The organism is Ruoffia sp. FAM 26254, from assembly GCF_045528545.1.
Lineage (GTDB): Bacteria > Bacillota > Bacilli > Lactobacillales > Aerococcaceae > Ruoffia > Ruoffia halotolerans.
The window spans coordinates 15,597-33,361 of record NZ_JBGQQY010000001.1 but is presented as its reverse complement, the minus strand read 5'-3'; the positions used below and the strand labels follow the sequence as shown (position 1 = coordinate 33,361).

Genomic DNA, 17,765 nt, shown 5'->3' with positions numbered 1-17,765 from the left:
TACTAAGTTTCTACTCTGCCACTTCTGTGACCGTTTGATTCTCAATATCAACGTCGTATTCTCTGAATACCGGGATTAATGAACCGTCACTTGATTCTTTAATAATTTCAGCAATTTCATCTGTTTGGAATAACTCGACGATTTTTAAATATAATGGGTTGTCTTTGTCTTCTTCACGGGCTGCAATCACATTAATGTACATCGGATTCACATTATCTAAATTATGAGCATCCGCAAAAATCGCATCTGAAACTTTAAGTCCTGCATCTGAAGCAAAACCAGTATTAATAATTGCCGCATCAACATCTTGCAGTACTACAGCTGCCATTGCTGGGTCTAATAATTCAAACTGTAAATCTTTGGGATTATCTAAAATATCTTTCTCTTCTGGGAAAATGCCCGCCGCCTCATCGACATCAATTAACCCAGCAATTTCTAAGGCTTGAAGCGCGCGTCCATAAGTTGATGGATCGTTTGGAATCGCTATCGTTCCGCCATCTGGAATATCTTCCACTGACGTGTGTTTATCAGAATATAAACCTAATGGCGTAATTAATGTATTCCCTATCGGTGTAATTGTTCCATTATTTTCATCATTCCAAGAAAATAGAAACGGATACCCTTGCGTAGCGTTTAAATCTAATGAGCCATTTTGTAAGGCTTCATTTGGTTGATTGTAATCTGAGAATAGCACAAGTTCAATTTCAATGCCTTCTTGTTCTAGCGCATTTTCAACGACAACATCCCAATAATCATAAGCATTTGAACTGGCTAAGCCTATCGTTACTTTCTCACCTTCAAATTCCCCTTGGGCAGAGGCTTGAATTGGTAAAAAGCTTGCGATAGTAATGATTGATAAGAATGAATATAATAATTTTTTCATTGCGAACCTCCATTTTTTATTAAAAAAGCGCAAATAAAGTCTACAACCACTTTCTTCATTGTAGCTTACTTACGCTTTAAGTTTGTTTCTTTTAAAGTGTTTGACTATTCAGCCGATTCTTCTGACTCTTCTGATTCTTCCGTTGTTTCTTCTGATTCTGATGAATCTGATTCTTCTTCGCCTTCTTCAGTCCATGCTGGAACATCTCCACCGTTACTTGCTTCAGCTAATTTTTCAGCGACTTCGTCTGTTTGGTATAATTCTACGACTTTAGCAAATAATTCGTTGTCTGCGTTGTCACCATTTACTGCGATAACGTTTTTGTAATCATCTGGTAAGTCTGCAGGATTTTCAGCATCTAGGAAAATAGCATCCTCAACACTTAAACCAGCGTCTAAAGCAAATGTGTTGTTAATAACTGCTGCATCCACATCTGGTAAAGCTTGCGCAATTTGTGCTGCTTCTAATTCTTCAAATTGAATATTTAATGGGTTATCAGTTACGTCCGCAACTGTTGGTAAGATTCCTGCTTCATCATCCACTTCAATTAAGCCGGCTAATTCTAAGCCTAATAATGCACGACCACCGTTTGTTGGGTCATTAGGAATTGCAATTACTGCGTCTTCTGGAATTTCTTCAATCGACGTAATTGATTCAGAATATACTCCTAAGGGTGTAACGTATGAGAAACCTAAGGCTTCAAGATTACCATCATTTGCTTCATTCCATTCGTTTAAGAAAGCCACGTGTTGGAAAGCATTTAAATCTGTTGATCCGTCTTGTAAAGCAACGTTTGGTTGAACATAATCTGTAAATAATACTAATTCAAGTTCAATACCTTCTTGTTCTAGGGCTTGTTCTGAAACAAATTCCCAAACTTGTTCTTCTGCTTCACTTACGACACCAACGGTTACTGTTTCGCCTTCAAATTCACCTTGAGCTTGAACTGCTGAAGTTGCTCCAACTAAAACACTACCCGCTAATGATAATACACCTAATGATTTTAAGAATTTTTTCATGATAAATCTCTCCTTTTTTTATGTTTATTCAGTATCTTCTTCTTTTGATTCTTCAATTGATTCTTCTGATCCATCTGTACTTTCAGCAGGCTCATAGCCTTCCCATGCTGGAATACTTCCACCGTTACTTGATTCAATAATGACTTCAGCTACGTCAGCCGTTTGGTATAGTTCTACGATTTTTAATAGTAATGGACTTTCAGCATCTTCAGAACGTGCCGCAATAATATTACGGTAAGTATCACTTAACTCTTCTGGTGTATCTGTATCTACGAAGATAGCATCTTCTGTTACAGATAAACCTGCGTCTTCTGCATGACCTGTGTTAATAATCGCTGCCGCAACATCTGGTAATGATTGTGGAATTTGAGCTGCATCTAATTCGATAATTTCTAGATTTAATGGGTTCTCAGTAATATCATCAATCGTTGGTAATACGCCTACAGCGTCATCTACTTCGATTAATCCTGCGATTTCTAAGGCTAATAAGGCGCGACCACCGTTTGTTGGGTCATTAGGGACTGCGATACTGTCACCATCCACAATTTCTTCAACTGATGTAATTTTGTCTGAGTATAAGCCCATGGGTGTAACTAAAGTAAAGCCTAAGTTCACTAAATCTTCGTCGTTTGCTTCGTTCCAGTTTTCTAAAAAGGCAACGTGTTGAAAGGCATTTAAATCTAAAGACCCATTCGCTAAAGCTTCATTGGGTTGGTTATAGTCAGTTAATAGTGTGACATCAATCTCAATACCTTCTTGTTCTAAAGCTTTATCCGCTACATAGCCCCAAACTTCTGCACCACTATCTCCAACAACACCTATATTGACTTTCTCGCCTTCAAATTCACCTGAACTTTCTTGTGCAAATGCCACTTGAGTAGCTGGCGCTAGAATGAGTGAACTCGTTAAGGCAACTTTTCCTAACTTCTTAAGTAATTTTAACATAGCACTTTTCTCCTTTTATCTTTGACTATTCAGCATCTTCTTCCGTTGACTCTTCGCTACTTTCTTCTTGACTTGTTTCTTCGCTGCTTGCGTCTTCAGCATTTTCTCCAATCACTGGCGCATTTTCCCAGGCTGGTTTGTCACCATTGTTAGTTGTGTCATATAAAGCTTGAGCGACCTCTTCTGTTTGATAGTACTCAACGATTTGTAAATATAGGGCGTTGTCTTGGTTTTCTTCAAGAGCTGCAATGACATTTCGGTAAGCTTCATTTAACTCTTCTGGATAATCCGCGTCAACGAAAATGGCTTCATCTAAGCTCAGTCCCGCATCTGTTGCGAAGTTTAAGTTGATGAACGCTGCTGCAACATCTGGTAATGATAAAGCTAATTGAGCTGCATCTAATTCTTCAAATTCCAAGTTTAATGGGTTATCAGTAATATCATTGACTGTTGCTAAAGGCCCCACTTCATCATCTACTTCAATGACACCCGCCAATTCTAAACCAAGTAAAGCACGTCCACCGTTTGTTGGATCATTTGGAATAGCAATTGTATCGCCTTCTTGTAAGTCATCTAAAGATTCGATGTTTTCTGAGTATGCACCCATAGGTGAAACAAAGGTATAACCAATTCCAGTTAAACTTCCGTCATTCGCTTCATTCCAGTCATCTAAAAATGCTACGTGTTGGAAGGCATTTAAATCAAGGGAACCGTCTTGTAATGCAATGTTTGGTTGAACATAGTCATTGAATAAAACTAAATCAATGGTGATTCCGTCCGCTTCTGCTTTCTCAACAACGACATTCCAGACTTCTTCAGATGGCCCAGGTACGATCCCAACCGATACTTCTTCCCCTTCAAATTCACTTTGTGCTTGTACCGGAGCACTTGCACCGACTAATAAACTTGCTGCTAATCCGACTACACTTAATCTTTTTAACCATTTTCTCATTTCAACCTCTCCTTATTTAAAAATATATTGACTAGTCTATTATTTGACAAAAATATGACTTACGTCATAAACTTAACTACAAAAAAACTCCCATCCTATGAAAAGGACGAGAGTATAAACTTCGTGTTACCACCTTAATTTGTCATTTCATCACTGAAATAACCTCTACCAGTACATGTGTTTAATGTACAATAACCATATACTGTGGCATCTCTAACGGGTGCATCCGTTCATCCTTATTGCGTTACGCATTCAGAATGACCGCTCAGTAGCCATTTTCAACCAATCGTCACTTACTCACTTTCACCAAGCGTGAGCTCTCTAAAAAGTTTGATTGATTTACTTTCCACATCAAAGCGTTTTATTTATCTGTTGAGACTATAATAGTATACAAATTTTACTTTGTCAAACATTTTATTAAAGAATATGTTAGACTTAAGCATATTATTAGAGGAGTTGATGAGAATAGATTATAAAAACATTAATAAACACTTACTAAACACGTCGGAGAATCTCATCCGTCTTTTTAACGACCAAATCAGTCACATTGAAGATTTGTTATTTTTCAATGTTGGTGAACCGGATTTTCCGACACCAGAAAATATTAAACAAGCAGCGATCAAATCAATCAATGCCGATCAAAGTTTCTATGCCCATTCTCGAGGGGTGTATGAGCTGCGTGAAGCGATTCAGCGTTACTTGAAACGTAAATATGATTTGGATTATTCTCCAGATAATCAAATCATCGTCACAGCGGGCGCAACCCAAGCTTTATACCTGGCGGTGACTGGCTTAGTTAATCAAGGAGACGAAGTGTTGGTCGTTGATCCTAATTATGTTATATATAATACTCAAATTTCTTTATCGGGCGCAAAAGCTGTTGCCATTGATGTTAGTTCAACTCAATTTAAGTTAACACCTCAATTATTAAAAGAAAGCATCACTGATAAGACAAAAGCACTGCTTTTAAATCACCCGACAAATCCTACGGGAGTTACTTATACTCACGATGAGATTAAAGCCTTAGCTGAAGTCATTAAAGAGCAGCAAATTTATGTCATCTCAGATGAAGTGTATTCTGAATTTAGTTACGGATCTAAACATACGTCGATGGCAAAATTTATACCTGAATTAACTTTGTTGATTAATGGAACGTCAAAATCTCATGCAATGACTGGCTGGCGTTCTGCTTTCTTAGCCGGACCTTCAGAATTAATTAACTCAATCTACCCACTACATCAGTCAGTTCTGACAGCGATTAGTACTCAAATTCAATACGCTAGTATCGAAGCTTACGACAATACCGATGTCGAAATCCAACGCATGTTAGAAGATTATCAAGCACGCCGTGATTTTCTTATCGAAGGGTTAAGAGAATTGGAATATGACTTCATTATTCCTGAAGGTGCTTTTTATCTTTTCAGTAAAATCCCAGTTTGGTATGAAGGTGACGATTACCAATTCTGTCTAGATTTAGCCCATGAAGTTAAAATCGCTGTCACACCTGCTCAAATATTTGGTGAGGCAGGTCGCGGGCACTTTAGAATCAGTTATGTTTCAAGTATGGCTAATTTAAAAACTCTGCTTGAACAGCTTAAAGTCTTCGAAATATCTTATAAAGAAAAGAAAGCATAGATATAGCAAAAGCACTCAACCTGGGTTGAGTGCTTTTTTGTAATTTTATACTGGTCCTATAATCACGGACAATACGATATGGACGGATTTCATTCGTGTACTAAATTAATTTCTAACATAATAAATTCAGACACACTTCGCTCATTACCCAGGAGTCAAATCTTACTTTTCAATTTGTTTGATCGTTTCTTTGGGAACGGATCCGTTCCCTTTCAATGACCCAACCATCATATAAAATCGCTCTGGCAAGGCTAAGTCAGAAATGTCTTCAACATGTAAAGAAATAGAATCCTCCGCGCCTGCTTTTAATTTCTGCATTAAATCTGGTTCGACAATCGCTGCTGATCCCATCGCAAGAATATCTACATAATTTAGTGCTTCTAACAACTTATCAGGACTTGTTAAATCCCCAGCGCCAACAAGTAATGTGCGATCGGCCAATAATTCGCGGATAACTTCATTAATTACTTCACCTTTATGCTCACCGAGACGGGCTTTGTTTTTAAAGCCGGTAGGTCCAAATTGAGACACATGAATATAATCCACACCCAAATCAGCTACTTGGCCAATTAAATATAAGGCGTCATCAAGGTTATAGCCGACGATCTCGCCATGAATTTCTTCCGGACTTATACGGTAACCTATGATGAAATCATCTTTAGCGTGTTCATTTGCTACTTTTTGAACGGCTTTAACTACAGCTAAAGGAAAGGCTGCTCGTTTCTCTCGACTTCCGCCCCACTCATCCTCACGTTCGTTCGATAATTCTGAGAAGAATTGTTGAATTAAATAATGATTCGCCCCATGAATTTCAACACCATCAAAACCTGCTTCAATCGCACGTTTAGTAGCATCTGCAAAGTACTGTACAAATTCATAAACTTCTTCGTTTGTCATACCAGTGACTGGATAATCTAAGAAAACAAAGTCTTTTGTACTAGGCCCATACACTTTTTCTTCATCTTGATAGGAATACTTAGCTTGGCGACCTGGATGAAAAATCTGAAGCATTGCTTTTGCACCCTGTGCTTTCATGGTACTGGCTAATTTCTTCATACCAGTTATGTGCGCATCTGATTGGATGCCTAAACCATAACCAAAAGCATTACCAAATGGTCCTACATTCGCTGCTCCAGTTAATAATAAGGCTCCTGTTTGACTGCGACGTTCAAAATATTTTAGATCATCTTCACCGACAAAGCCGTCGTAAGTTGACCCTGCTGCCACCATTGGTGCCATCGCAAATCGCGATGAAAGCTGACTGCCATTAGGAAGGTTTACAGCTTGAAATAGTCTTTCATATTCTTGATTCATTAAAATTGGATTCCTCCTTTAGGGATTGCTTTATATTTTATTGAACATTTTCGCGAGGTGTTTGTATGAATTTAAGCGTTCTTTCTCACCATGAATTGGTGCATAAACCATTAATTCATCGATACCTAATAATTGTTGTTCTTCCTCTAAGATGGATTGAACTTTCTCAGGTGTTCCTTTAATTATGAAGCGTTTATCATAATGATTATTTAAGAAATTTAATTCTTGTTCAGAATATTTATAATCTTTCAGCTCTTCGGGACTGACATTTTTAATCATACGTCCGCGTGACAAGGCCAATTGTGATAGTTCCATAGGTTTAGCCAAGTAATCAGCTTCTTCTTGTGTATCAGCCACTACAATTAAGTAACTGACCATCACAGATGGTTTTTCAAAGAAACGGCTCGCTTGAAACTTATTGCGGTACTGTTTGAATACTTCAGGGTCTGTTTCTAAACCAAAGAATTTCGCAAAACTATAGCCTAAGCCCATTTCTCCCGCTTTACTCGCAGATTGACCAGAAGATCCTAACATCCATGGCTGCGTTAAAGTTAATGTCCCTTGTGGCATCGCGTTCGTTCTTCCATAATAGCCATCTGCTTGTTGGTCTGATAAGTAATCCAGAATGATTTCAATCTTGTCGTATTGATCATCAAAAGAGTTAGGTTTACCTTGTGCCAGTGCAACAATTTCATTCGGACCACTTCCAGGTGCACGTCCGAGTCCAATATCAATGCGGTCGGGAGCTAATGCTGTTAAAGTTTTGAAGTTTTCTGCTATTTTCAATGGTGAGTAGTGCATAATCATTGTTCCACCCGTACCTAAGCGGATTTTTGATGTCACCGCAGACATATAAGCTGCTAATAATTCTGGCGATGAACTTGCGTGGGTCGGTGAGTTATGGTGTTCTGCAAACCAATAGCGTTTGTAATTTAACTTTTCTATCTCTTGAACAAAGCACTTTGTTCGCTCAAATGCTGCCTCAGGGGTTTCTCCGTCATTTAATGTTACTAAATCGTGTACGCCTAATTCCATATATAAATCGTCCTCTCATATTGAATATTCTTATCTTCATTGTAACAAGTGAATAGATAAAAAGATTGTTATATGCTTTAAATTTAAGGAAATTCTCCTTTGTACTAGGTAGTTATTTTACAATTAGGTGGTTTCATTATATGATTACTTAGATGATACTAACAAAAGGAGTGATTAGATGGCTGGGCATTCAAAATGGAAAAATATACAAAAACGAAAAAATGCACAAGATTCTAAAAAAGGTAAAATCTTCCAAAAGCTATCCCGTGAAATTTATGTAGCTGCAAAAAACGGCGGCGATCCAGATATGAATCCTTCACTGCGTCTCGTACTTGATAAAGCAAAAAGTGCGAATATGCCAAATGATAACGTTGAGCGAGCAATTAAGCGCGCAACGGATTCAGCTGATGGCGCAAACTATGATGAAGTTGTTTATGAAGGTTATGGACCGGGCGGAATTGGTGTCTTAGTTTATGGACTAACAGATAACCATAACCGTACAGGAACTAATATCCGTACAGCTTTTAATCATAATGGTGGTAATTTAGGTGAAAAAGGTTCTGTCGCTTTTCAATTTGAACGTAAAGGTTATATTGCAATTGAACGTGAAGGTTTAGAAGACGACGAAGATACTTTAATGATGAATATTCTTGAAGCGGGAGCCGAAGATATGGAAATGTCAGAAGATGTTGTTGAAGTTTACACAGCTCCAACTGATTTTACTGCTGTTCGTGATGCTTTAGCTGAAAACTACACTTTAGCTCAATCTGAATTAACGATGAAACCAAATATTTCTGTGCCACTTGATGAGGCACTTGTAGAAGATTTTGAAGCTATGATCGATATTATTGAAGATGATGATGATGTCACTGATGTTTATCATAATGCAGAGTATTAATAATCTTTAAATTATCAGGCCAGTGAGGTGCGCATGCATGTTGCTGGCCTATTTCTTTACTCATTTTAAATGAATAATTGCACATTTATCCATATCAATAGCAGTCTACTTAGATTAGCTTTATACTTTAATTAAGCCAATTGAAAGAAGTGCTCATAATGGAAACTTACTTTACAATCAAAAGAGGGAAATTAGCTACAGCTATTTTCTTAATCATCGGCTTAATCTTTACTTGGTATGGAGCCACATTTTCCTTTATCCTTTTCCCGATGCTCGGCCAAGACGACTTTGATAATCAGTTAAGCATCATTGCATTTATACCCCTGATTTTTTTAATTATTGGACTCGTTCTTTTGGGTTACTCGATTTATTCAATTGTCAACGCAACGTATGTCACGGCTAGTAAGGATACAATTCAATATCACAAGGAGATTTATGATGTTAGTCGTATTCATCGTTTTGTCTATTGCTCTCGCTTTATTCGAAGAAAACGCGGCAATGATTATACTGAAGAAATAATCATCGAAGGGGAAGATGGTGCGATGATTATGAATATTACGAATAAAAACATGCGGACTAAGAAAGTTTTAGAATTAATCAGGGAACATTATCCAAATATTCCCCTCATTATGCAATAAAATTTATGAACTAATCGACAATTTCGCCTTTGTGTCTATTATCTCGAATTAGAGGTTTACATTCATTCAAACACCCTTTATAATATAAACAGTAAGTTAATTATTTAGAAATAGAGGAGAATTTATTTATTATGGCAGAATTTAAAAATGTAATCAAAAACCGTCGCTCAATCTACGCTTTAGGTACAAACAGCGAGTATTCAATCGAAGACATCGTAGCTACAATCCGTGAAACTCAAAAAGATGTTCCTTCAGCTTTCAACAGCCAAACATCACGTTTAGTTGTTTTAACTGGTGAAGCAAACACTAAACTTTGGAACTTAATCTTAGATGTTCAAAAAGAAGTTTTAGACCAAGCAACTTGGGACTTCATGTCACCAATTATGGAAGGGGCTAAAAACGGTATCGGTACAGTATTATTCTTCGAAGACCGCGATGCAGTAGCTAAAATGCCTACTCAAGGTCAACGTACTGAAGCATACAAACAAAACAACTCAGCTAACTCACAATACGCTACTTGGTTAGCATTAGCTGAAATGAACTTAGGTGGATCACTACAACACTTTAACGTAGGCTACGAACAAGGATTTGATAAAGCAATCCGTGAACTATTCGCCCTACCAGAATCATACGAATTAGTGGCTCAAATGCCATTTGGTTCAGTTGAACAAGTTGCTGGCGAAAAAGAATATATCGATTCAGAAGTACAAGTTCAATTAATTAAATAATTTAAACAACAAACCCCCATCATTCAGTTGATGGGGGTTTTTACTTACGCTAGTCTGCTGAGTGACTTACGTAAAATATATAATGCGAATATAAATGTCATAACTTCAACAATTATCACCGTGAGCCACACGCCGATAAGGTTAAACCACAAGGCCATCACAAGTAGCACCGGAATGATTAAAATAAAACCACGCAGTGCCGATAAGATGAGCGAAGATCTCGCTTGATTGATCGCTGCCAAATAATAAATCACAACAAAATTCATTCCCGTAAATAAGAATGACATAAAGTATAATGGAATCCCTTGAAGCGCAATCAGTGCCATCTCTTGATTTTGTTCACTATTAAAAATTGCTACTAACCCGCCTGGGAAAAAGAAACCTATTCCAAAAATGATCAAACTAAGGAATACCGCCGCAATGAGCGCAAGTTTTAACACATGTTTTAATTCTTTCGAATTTCCTTGTCCTAAGAACTTACTTGCTAGTGGTTGAAAACCTTGACCTAAGCCTGTAAATATAGCAATTACTATAATATTAATATTGGCAATAATTGCATAGGCTGATACAGCAATATTTCCAACCAATCTTAATAATACAATATTGAATAAAAACATCACGACGGCTGAAGAAAACTCGTTAAAGAATGAAGAAAATCCCAGACTTACAATATCTTTAAGTTTCTTAATTTGCATACTTACTTTATTAAAGTGCAAGTGATGATCAACCCTGCGCCAGTGTAAAGTTGCCACTAGAATCGACGTTACTGGAGAGAACACTGTCGCCATTGCTGCTCCTTTTAACTCCATTTGTAAAGGGAATATAAAGATGTAGTCTAATACGATATTCACTAACCCTCCTGTTAACATCGCAAACATCGCAAGACGTGGATTATTATCATTTCTTAAAAATGAAATAAAAACAAAATTGACCATAAACAGTGGTGAAAAGAACATCAATATATCATAATAGCTTTTCGCGATAGGGTACGTCCCTTCATTCGCACCTAAAAATTGCAAAATGGGTTCCGAGAACAGACTCGTCATCGCCGCAAATACAATTGCAGCACTAATTGTAAACATAAAAGTCATATTAAATAAACGGTTCGCATCAGTAAATTGCTTCTTACCAAGGGCAATCGCAAATAAAGTTGCCCCACCTATTCCAAACATCCAGCCAATCCCATTAAATACATTAACTACTGGTAATACAATATTTAAAGCTGCTATACCCCGTGAACCGACACCATTTGCGATAAAGAATGTATCCGCAAAGATAAACAGCGATTGTCCCATCATACTTACCATCGCTAAGGAAACATAGTGCATAAACTGCTTTCGCGTCCTTGACGCTTGATTACTCAGACCGACCAAATTCATTTCCTCCTCAAACAAAAAAGACCCCCTCCCTTTTGTTTCTAAGACCTACACAAAAGGAAAAGAGCCTACTATTTCATCCGGTGATAAAATAATTGCTTTGCTTTAATTACAAGCATTGTAGCAACTTAACATTTTAAAGTCAAACCTCTCTGGATTCTTTAATTGGGTTGTTCTGAAAAGTAATTGTCGACAGCGTATTTGAATGTCGTAAGTAAATGAGCACGCGCTTCTCTCGCAATTGGCGTATTCGGTTGAATGATATCAAAGGCATGATACGCCCCTTCAAATAATTTAAAATGCACTGGCACACCAGCCTCAAGTAAATGACTAATATAGCTGACTGTTTCATCGAAGAAAGGCTCCATTGTTCCAACATGCGTATAAGTTGGCGGTAAATTTGAATAATCTGTCGCTTGTGCTGGTGAAGCGTAGATAGGTAGGTTTTCTGCTTGATAATCAGGTCCTAAATACATCTTCCAAGCAACTTCATTATATTGGCTGTTCCATACTGGACTATTCTCTATTTGCGCTGAAGCAGTCTGTCTACTTGCATCTAACATAGGGTACAAAGGGATTTGTAAGGCAATATTCACTTCGCCGCGGTCCCTTGCTAAAAGTGATAGAGCTGCAGTGAGTCCGCCACCCGCACTATTACCACCAATAAATAGTTGATCAGACCGCACACCGTACTCTGATGCAAGATCTTTTAACCATTGTAAAGCTAAGTAAGCATCTTCTAATGCCGCAGGATAAGGTGCATCGCCAGATAGTGTGTAATCGGGTGCAACGACAACAGATCCGCTTACTCTAATAAAGTCATCAATAAGACTTGCATCCTGCTCCGGTGCACCTAGTGAGTAGCCACCCCCATGAAGCCAGAGTAGCCCGGGTGCTTTATCAATTGAAGCATCCCATTGTTTACCTGAATGATTTAGAAAGATTTCTTTATCTGATGACATTCGTTCACGGGGTCGAAAGACGCATAATCGAAGCAATGATCCGTCTTTACGTGGAATCCACACTTCTCTTAAGCGATTGGGTCCCGAGTATTTACCATATAAAACTTTTTGAGAAAAGCGCCCTAATTTTTTCATTTTTCGTTGATTCATCTTAGGTTGTAAACGACGAATCCATTTTCCTACTTGACGTAATTCTGGATGGAGCATATCTGTCGTTATTTTCATAATCTTCGCCTCCTTGTAATTTTATTGTACTGCACTTTATCCCAAGTTGCATTCGATACGATTTATTCGTTTGAGGAAATGCTATAGAGAACGTGTTTTTCTAATGGATGTCCACTTGAAAGCTGAGGATGATCAAAGTCTTTGAGATACTCCATCCCAATTTTTTTCATAACATTCTTGGATGGTTGATTGATTTTGGCAGTGAAGCTGTATATTTTATCTAGTTTTAGCGTTTCAAAGGCATATGCTAAGCATGCTTTAGCTGCTTCAGTCGCATAGCCCTTCCCCCAGGCTTCTCGTTTGAGTCGCCAGCCAATTTCGACACATGGTGTGAAATCAGCTTCAAAGTTCGCTTGATGAAGCCCTACATAACCAAGAAACGCTCCGGATTCCTTCTCCTCCACGGCATATAGCCCATACCCCTTTTCTTCGAATTCTTTTTGGATTCTTCTTGCAAAATCAATCGATTCTTCCCCAGTTAGCACATTGGGAAAATACCGCATAACCTCCCTGTCTTGATTCATTCGGATAAATTCGCCAATATCTGATTCTTTCCAACTTCTTAAGGTTAAACGTTTGGTTTCAATATAGATCAACTTCTTCCCTCCAATTTTACTTTTAAATTGACATCTTTGACCAATCCTGATATTATGAATAAATAGTAATCATTACTATTTAAATACTTAAATAAAAGGAGTACACCATGCGTATTAATATTTTATTGGAAAGCAAAGAGACTGGCGAGCGTTTATACTTAACAACGAAAAATCGCCGTAATAACCCTGATCGACTAGAACTAATGAAGTACTCACCAAAATTAAAACGTCGTACTTTATTCACAGAAGTTAAAAAATAAGGAGGATTTACATACTTGGCCAAAAAATCAAAACAAGCAAAATATGAAAAACAAATCGCCTTGGTAGAACAATATGCAGGCCTACGTCGTGAGTTAAAAGCAGCGGGAGACTATGAAGGTTTAAGTAAATTACCCATTGATTCAAACCCTAACCGCTTAAAACTGCGCGATAAAATCGATGGCCGTCCACGAGGTTACATGCGAAAATTCGGAATGTCACGAGTTAACTTTAGAAAGTATGCACATCTTGGGCAAATCCCAGGTGTTCATAAAGCCAGCTGGTAATTGAAGTAGAGGAGCGAATATTCATGGGAGCAATGAACGCATCAAGTGCTTATCGTCACTTAAAAAGTCCAAATATCATAACCCGCAAACGCGCGTTAAAATTGATTAAAGAAGCAAAACGTAAAAAGAATTAAAGTTATCATACACCTTGTAGACTGATTGGTTTATGAGGCGTTTTTTTGATTTTCCCTATATAAATACCCCCTAAATTCGTGAATGAATTTAAGGGGTGATCATAAATCTATCTAATTTGAACTGAGTATTATATGAAACCTCACGACAAGGGAAATTGGACGACTAACGGGACAGGTCATCTCACGACAAGGGAAATTAAACCGTTAACGGGACTTGTCAACTCATGACAGGTCCCGTTAGACTATTCCTCCTAATAAGGAAAATACTTTATCGTTTTTTCTTAAACTGAGCCGTATCATGAAGCTATCTATATTTCGATTAGTCTTCTACTGAATACTTAACTTCAATGCTTTTAGATTTTCCTGCATAGCTTCAATATAGCCTAAGTCCTGGTCTTGAGGAGCTACTTCTAAATCGTATAATTGAGCGACCTCTACTCCGGTTTCCAAAGCAATCGTCTGAGCGATAGAAGTATTTCCTCCTTGTTGGTAGTAGATGATTGAAGCATCAATTTCGTCGATAATTTCCACACCCATTGCCTCATAACCTTCCTCTTCTGCTTCAGTGAGATTTTGCTCTGAATGATTATGATGCTGTTCTGTTCCATTTCCACTCGCTTGGACAATTACAAGCTCTTCTTTGTCAACATTGTTAAGTAGTGATTCAACCCAATGTTCCATTGTGTTACTACTATAAACAAATACATCTGCATTATTAACTGCCACAATATTATAGACACTTGGTTCATAGCCATGAGGACTCGCATTGTCTGGCACCAATTGACTGACGTTAATTCGATCACCTCCAACTTGTTTAACAAATTCATACATTGGATAAAATGAAGTAACAACAGTTATTTTTCCTTCTTCAGATTCATTAGCAAATGCAACCTTCGACATCCCTAGGTTATTTACGATCAACATGCTAATAAACATCACCATCAAGTGTTTGCTATATTTTTTAATATCATACACAATCTCCTTTTCTAAATAGGACTGCAGTACAAAGTGCATTCTTAGTGGGCTAACATATCGTGGACTAAGCCTGAAGCATCTAGTTCAGAAGGATAGTATGTTGGCCAGTGATCAACCTCCTCTAGCAATTCATCACGATTATCCCCCCAATATAAATGAAAATGAGCGGAATCTGTCGGAGAAATACTATGGTCACTAAATTGAATAAACTCTGGCATATCCGCTGCTTGGCCATCTACTTTTTTGAAGATAAAACGCACTCCTCGATTACCACGATCATAAGTTAAAACTTCATAACCATCATATTCATATTGGGCACTTACTTCATTTTCATCTTCATAGTAGAATGTAAACGTATCATCATTAATAACAATTCGATCCAAATCAGTTTCATAACCTGTCGTGTAATATTCTTTGTATGCTTGAGCTGTCATTGTGTCGTTCTCGCTAGCTTTAGATTCAAAAACTTCATCCAAATCCCCTGACTCAAGATAAGGATAGACCGATTGCCAATCGCCTTCCCAATCAGATAAGTCACGATCAGCTATCTCATCATTATAGAAGAATCCATTATAAATTCGTTCCCCATTCCCATCTTCATCCCCACTATGGTGGTCATCAATAACAACTTCGACCACTTCTGAATCTTCAATTAAATCTCCATTACTTTCTAGTAATGCAGCTTTAATTTGTAAACCATTAGTCGTAGCCTCTCTTGAAAATATCTGACTTGTTAAACCCGCTACGGGTTCCCACTCCGATGCTTCACTGTCCTTGATATACCATTGCCATGACCCTTCAGTCTCTCACTCAATTGAAGCAACTAACTCAATCTCATCCCCCGTATGATAATGTTCAGCCAATCCTTCAATAGAGATCGACGTTGTTTTTTCTTGGCTCTCTGTTACTTGACTTTCCTGTGCTGTAACCATTGCTTCTCCCCCGGGCGCTATTGCCACCAAAGTTATGCTTGCCAACGAAATCAATAATACTTTTTTCATTTCTCATTCCACCTTTTTTGTAAATAGTAATCATTGCTGTTTAGACTCTATGTTTTATTTACCTATGTTCAAGATATTTTTCGATAATATTGAATGAAAATTTATTCATATGATCCTACTTTTATAATATTTAACTATCTATATTAAAGCGATTAAATCGGACTATCCTAATGATACAAATTGATAAAACTAAAATATTTTCGGTAAAATTTTCTAATTTATTCGCTTTAGAAAATAAAAGTGATTGACCACCCTGGTCAATAATGTTAAAATCCAAATAAGTTGACCAGGGTGGTCAACTATAGAAAGTAGGTGCTATATGTTTGAAAGTCAGCAATTTAATCGAATTGATGATGCAAAGAAGGAACGCATTCTAAATGCAGCCTTTAAAGAATTTGCTGAGAAAGGGTTTGATGACGCTTCAACAAATCGAATTGCTAAGGAAGCGAATATTAGTAAGGGGAGTTTATTTAATTATTTCAATAACAAGAAAGACTTGTTTAAGTATTTAATTGAATTAGCTTTAGAACGCATTGATACGATGTATTTTCAGAAGGTTAATTATGACATTACGGATATTTTTGATCGGATTATTCATTTTTCAGAAATAAAAAATCAAGAATACCCTAGATTTAAGGATACTTTTGATTTTTTAGGTCATATTTTTGTAAATATATCCCGCTACACAACTATATATGTAGGTTTATCGCAAGCGAAACTAGCGATTGAAAAGCAAGTTGATAAAGTATTAAATAAAGACATTGATTTAACTAAATTTCGTGAGGATATTGACGCGGAGAAAGCGTTGAATCTAATCTATTGGTCAATAGAAGGTTATCGGAATAAGCTTGTGACACAATTTTCTGATACGGATTTTACAGAACTCAATTCAGCAGACCTAACACCACTTTACGATGAATTCTTTGCTTACATTCATTTATTGAAGACAGTATATTACAAACCAGCATACGTTACTGACGGTTCTAAATAAGGAGGACAACATGTCAAAAGTCATTGAAGTAAAAAATTTAACGAAGAGCTTTGGAAATTTCACAGCCTTAGATAAAGTCAATTTAAATGTTAACAAAGGTGAAGTCCATGGCTTTATTGGGCCAAATGGTGCTGGTAAATCAACGACAATTCGAGTTCTGCTAGGTATGTTAAAAGCAGATTCGGGGCACGTTAAAGTATTTGACCAAGATGCGTGGAAACAATCCGTTGATATTCATAGACGCATTGCCTATGTTCCAGGTGACGCAAATCTTTGGCCAAACCTCACTGGGGGTCAAACTATTGATCTGTTACTGAAGATGCATGGAGGTCCAGTGAACCAAACTCGTCTGGATGATTTAATTCAGCGTTTTGAACTTGACCCGACTAAGAAGAGTCGAACTTATTCAAAAGGAAACCGTCAGAAAGTTGTTTTAATCGCCGCTTTTGCAGCAGATGTGGATTTTTATATCTTAGATGAGCCTACTTCTGGATTGGATCCATTAATGGAACGGCTTTTCCAAGAGCTCGTCTTTGAAGCAAAGGAAAATGGAAAAAGTGTGCTCCTATCGAGTCATATCTTATCCGAAGTGGAACGTCTGTGTGATAGTGTGTCGATTATTCGTAAGGGCCAAATTATCGAGTCAGGCACACTCGATGAGTTGCGTCATTTAACTCGAAGTAAATTAACGATTCAAACTGAAATGCCAGTGCCTGGTTTGGCTCAATTAGAAGGTATCCATGATTTGGTGGAGATGGACGATAATCATTATCAAATGCAGATTGAAAGTCAGAGACTTAAAGCAATTATGCAACATCTTTCAGACTTTAATTTAGTTAAGTTAGAAAGCCAACCGCCAACTTTAGAAGATTTATTCCTACATCATTATGAGAATCCGCAAGGAGGTCAGTAA

21 protein-coding genes and 1 other annotated feature are annotated in these 17,765 nt (G+C 37.4%); of the genes, 9 read left to right on the top strand and 12 right to left on the bottom strand.

Annotated elements, in window-relative coordinates; genetic code table 11:
• Positions 1-10: 10 nt before the first annotated feature.
• From ACEN3Z_RS00205 to ACEN3Z_RS00190, 4 genes are all read right to left on the bottom strand, one after another.
• A complete protein-coding gene (locus ACEN3Z_RS00205) occupies positions 11-883 on the bottom strand; it encodes a MetQ/NlpA family ABC transporter substrate-binding protein (RefSeq protein ID WP_407089052.1) in 873 nt (290 codons plus the stop codon).
• A 104-nt stretch (positions 884-987) separates the two neighbouring features.
• Positions 988-1,902: a MetQ/NlpA family ABC transporter substrate-binding protein gene (locus ACEN3Z_RS00200; RefSeq protein ID WP_407089050.1), complete on the bottom strand. Its 915-nt coding sequence runs from the start codon at positions 1,900-1,902 to the stop codon at positions 988-990.
• Between the two features lie 24 nt (positions 1,903-1,926).
• The gene (locus tag ACEN3Z_RS00195; protein WP_407089048.1) at positions 1,927-2,847 is read right to left on the bottom strand and encodes a MetQ/NlpA family ABC transporter substrate-binding protein; all 921 of its coding nucleotides are present in this window, start codon (positions 2,845-2,847) and stop codon (positions 1,927-1,929) included.
• 25 nt (positions 2,848-2,872) lie between these two features.
• Complete coding sequence (locus ACEN3Z_RS00190; RefSeq protein WP_407089046.1) at positions 2,873-3,799, bottom strand: MetQ/NlpA family ABC transporter substrate-binding protein; 927 nt, start codon at positions 3,797-3,799, stop codon at positions 2,873-2,875.
• Between the two features lie 99 nt (positions 3,800-3,898).
• Positions 3,899-4,163: a binding site (T-box leader), on the bottom strand.
• A gap of 95 nt (positions 4,164-4,258) precedes the next feature.
• Between ACEN3Z_RS00190 and ACEN3Z_RS00185 the strand changes: the two genes are divergently transcribed.
• Positions 4,259-5,434 carry an aminotransferase class I/II-fold pyridoxal phosphate-dependent enzyme gene (locus ACEN3Z_RS00185; RefSeq protein WP_407089044.1) on the top strand — a complete coding sequence of 392 codons (1,176 nt, stop codon included), beginning with the start codon at positions 4,259-4,261 and terminating at the stop codon, positions 5,432-5,434.
• Between the two features lie 162 nt (positions 5,435-5,596).
• Here the strand turns inward: ACEN3Z_RS00185 and ACEN3Z_RS00180 are convergent, their stop codons facing one another.
• On the bottom strand, positions 5,597-6,748 hold the full coding sequence (locus tag ACEN3Z_RS00180) for an NADH-dependent flavin oxidoreductase (protein WP_407089043.1): 1,152 nt from the start codon (positions 6,746-6,748) through the stop codon (positions 5,597-5,599).
• 30 nt (positions 6,749-6,778) lie between these two features.
• Entirely contained in the window at positions 6,779-7,783 is a 1,005-nt protein-coding gene (locus ACEN3Z_RS00175; protein WP_407089041.1) for an LLM class flavin-dependent oxidoreductase, read from the bottom strand.
• Positions 7,784-7,961: 178 nt separating this feature from the next.
• On the opposite strand from ACEN3Z_RS00175, the gene ACEN3Z_RS00170 reads away from it, so the two are divergent.
• The 3 genes from ACEN3Z_RS00170 to ACEN3Z_RS00160 all read left to right on the top strand — a co-directional run bounded on the left by ACEN3Z_RS00170 (position 7,962) and on the right by ACEN3Z_RS00160 (position 10,047).
• The gene (locus ACEN3Z_RS00170) at positions 7,962-8,681 is read left to right on the top strand and encodes a YebC/PmpR family DNA-binding transcriptional regulator (RefSeq protein WP_407089039.1); all 720 of its coding nucleotides are present in this window, start codon (positions 7,962-7,964) and stop codon (positions 8,679-8,681) included.
• A 158-nt stretch (positions 8,682-8,839) separates the two neighbouring features.
• Complete coding sequence (locus ACEN3Z_RS00165; protein WP_407089038.1) at positions 8,840-9,319, top strand: hypothetical protein; 480 nt, start codon at positions 8,840-8,842, stop codon at positions 9,317-9,319.
• 131 nt (positions 9,320-9,450) lie between these two features.
• A complete protein-coding gene (locus tag ACEN3Z_RS00160; RefSeq protein WP_407089036.1) occupies positions 9,451-10,047 on the top strand; it encodes a nitroreductase family protein in 597 nt (198 codons plus the stop codon).
• A 44-nt stretch (positions 10,048-10,091) separates the two neighbouring features.
• On the opposite strand, the gene ACEN3Z_RS00155 is transcribed toward ACEN3Z_RS00160, so the two are convergent.
• The 3 genes from ACEN3Z_RS00155 to ACEN3Z_RS00145 all read right to left on the bottom strand — a co-directional run bounded on the left by ACEN3Z_RS00155 (position 10,092) and on the right by ACEN3Z_RS00145 (position 13,206).
• Positions 10,092-11,420: an MATE family efflux transporter gene (locus tag ACEN3Z_RS00155; RefSeq protein ID WP_407089034.1), complete on the bottom strand. Its 1,329-nt coding sequence runs from the start codon at positions 11,418-11,420 to the stop codon at positions 10,092-10,094.
• Between the two features lie 164 nt (positions 11,421-11,584).
• Positions 11,585-12,610 (bottom strand): alpha/beta hydrolase, encoded by a 1,026-nt coding sequence (locus ACEN3Z_RS00150; protein WP_407089032.1) that lies wholly within the window; start codon positions 12,608-12,610, stop codon positions 11,585-11,587.
• Positions 12,611-12,672: 62 nt separating this feature from the next.
• A complete protein-coding gene (locus ACEN3Z_RS00145) occupies positions 12,673-13,206 on the bottom strand; it encodes a GNAT family N-acetyltransferase (protein ID WP_407089030.1) in 534 nt (177 codons plus the stop codon).
• 107 nt (positions 13,207-13,313) lie between these two features.
• Between ACEN3Z_RS00145 and rpmG the strand changes: the two genes are divergently transcribed.
• Genes rpmG through ACEN3Z_RS00130 form a run of 3 tightly spaced genes read left to right on the top strand, consistent with a single transcriptional unit; the run spans position 13,314 to position 13,885 of the window.
• Positions 13,314-13,466: a 50S ribosomal protein L33 gene (rpmG, locus tag ACEN3Z_RS00140; protein WP_407089028.1), complete on the top strand. Its 153-nt coding sequence runs from the start codon at positions 13,314-13,316 to the stop codon at positions 13,464-13,466.
• A gap of 15 nt (positions 13,467-13,481) precedes the next feature.
• Positions 13,482-13,751, top strand: coding sequence for a 30S ribosomal protein S14 (rpsN, locus tag ACEN3Z_RS00135; RefSeq protein WP_407089025.1), 270 nt, complete (start codon positions 13,482-13,484; stop codon positions 13,749-13,751).
• A gap of 23 nt (positions 13,752-13,774) precedes the next feature.
• Positions 13,775-13,885 (top strand): putative metal homeostasis protein, encoded by a 111-nt coding sequence (locus ACEN3Z_RS00130; RefSeq protein WP_407089023.1) that lies wholly within the window; start codon positions 13,775-13,777, stop codon positions 13,883-13,885.
• Between the two features lie 327 nt (positions 13,886-14,212).
• Here the strand turns inward: ACEN3Z_RS00130 and ACEN3Z_RS00125 are convergent, their stop codons facing one another.
• The 3 genes from ACEN3Z_RS00125 to ACEN3Z_RS00115 all read right to left on the bottom strand — a co-directional run bounded on the left by ACEN3Z_RS00125 (position 14,213) and on the right by ACEN3Z_RS00115 (position 15,792).
• Entirely contained in the window at positions 14,213-14,785 is a 573-nt protein-coding gene (locus ACEN3Z_RS00125) for a metal ABC transporter solute-binding protein, Zn/Mn family (protein WP_407089021.1), read from the bottom strand.
• 116 nt (positions 14,786-14,901) lie between these two features.
• Positions 14,902-15,498: a ZinT family metal-binding protein gene (locus tag ACEN3Z_RS00120; RefSeq protein WP_407089020.1), complete on the bottom strand. Its 597-nt coding sequence runs from the start codon at positions 15,496-15,498 to the stop codon at positions 14,902-14,904.
• Positions 15,499-15,666: 168 nt separating this feature from the next.
• Positions 15,667-15,792, bottom strand: coding sequence for a hypothetical protein (locus tag ACEN3Z_RS00115; RefSeq protein ID WP_407089018.1), 126 nt, complete (start codon positions 15,790-15,792; stop codon positions 15,667-15,669).
• A gap of 388 nt (positions 15,793-16,180) precedes the next feature.
• Here ACEN3Z_RS00115 and ACEN3Z_RS00110 point away from each other — a divergent pair, with 388 nt between their 5' ends.
• Together ACEN3Z_RS00110 and ACEN3Z_RS00105 are read left to right on the top strand one after the other, a co-directional pair.
• Positions 16,181-16,852, top strand: coding sequence for a TetR/AcrR family transcriptional regulator (locus ACEN3Z_RS00110; RefSeq protein ID WP_407089016.1), 672 nt, complete (start codon positions 16,181-16,183; stop codon positions 16,850-16,852).
• Between the two features lie 10 nt (positions 16,853-16,862).
• On the top strand, positions 16,863-17,765 hold the full coding sequence (locus tag ACEN3Z_RS00105; RefSeq protein ID WP_407089015.1) for an ATP-binding cassette domain-containing protein: 903 nt from the start codon (positions 16,863-16,865) through the stop codon (positions 17,763-17,765).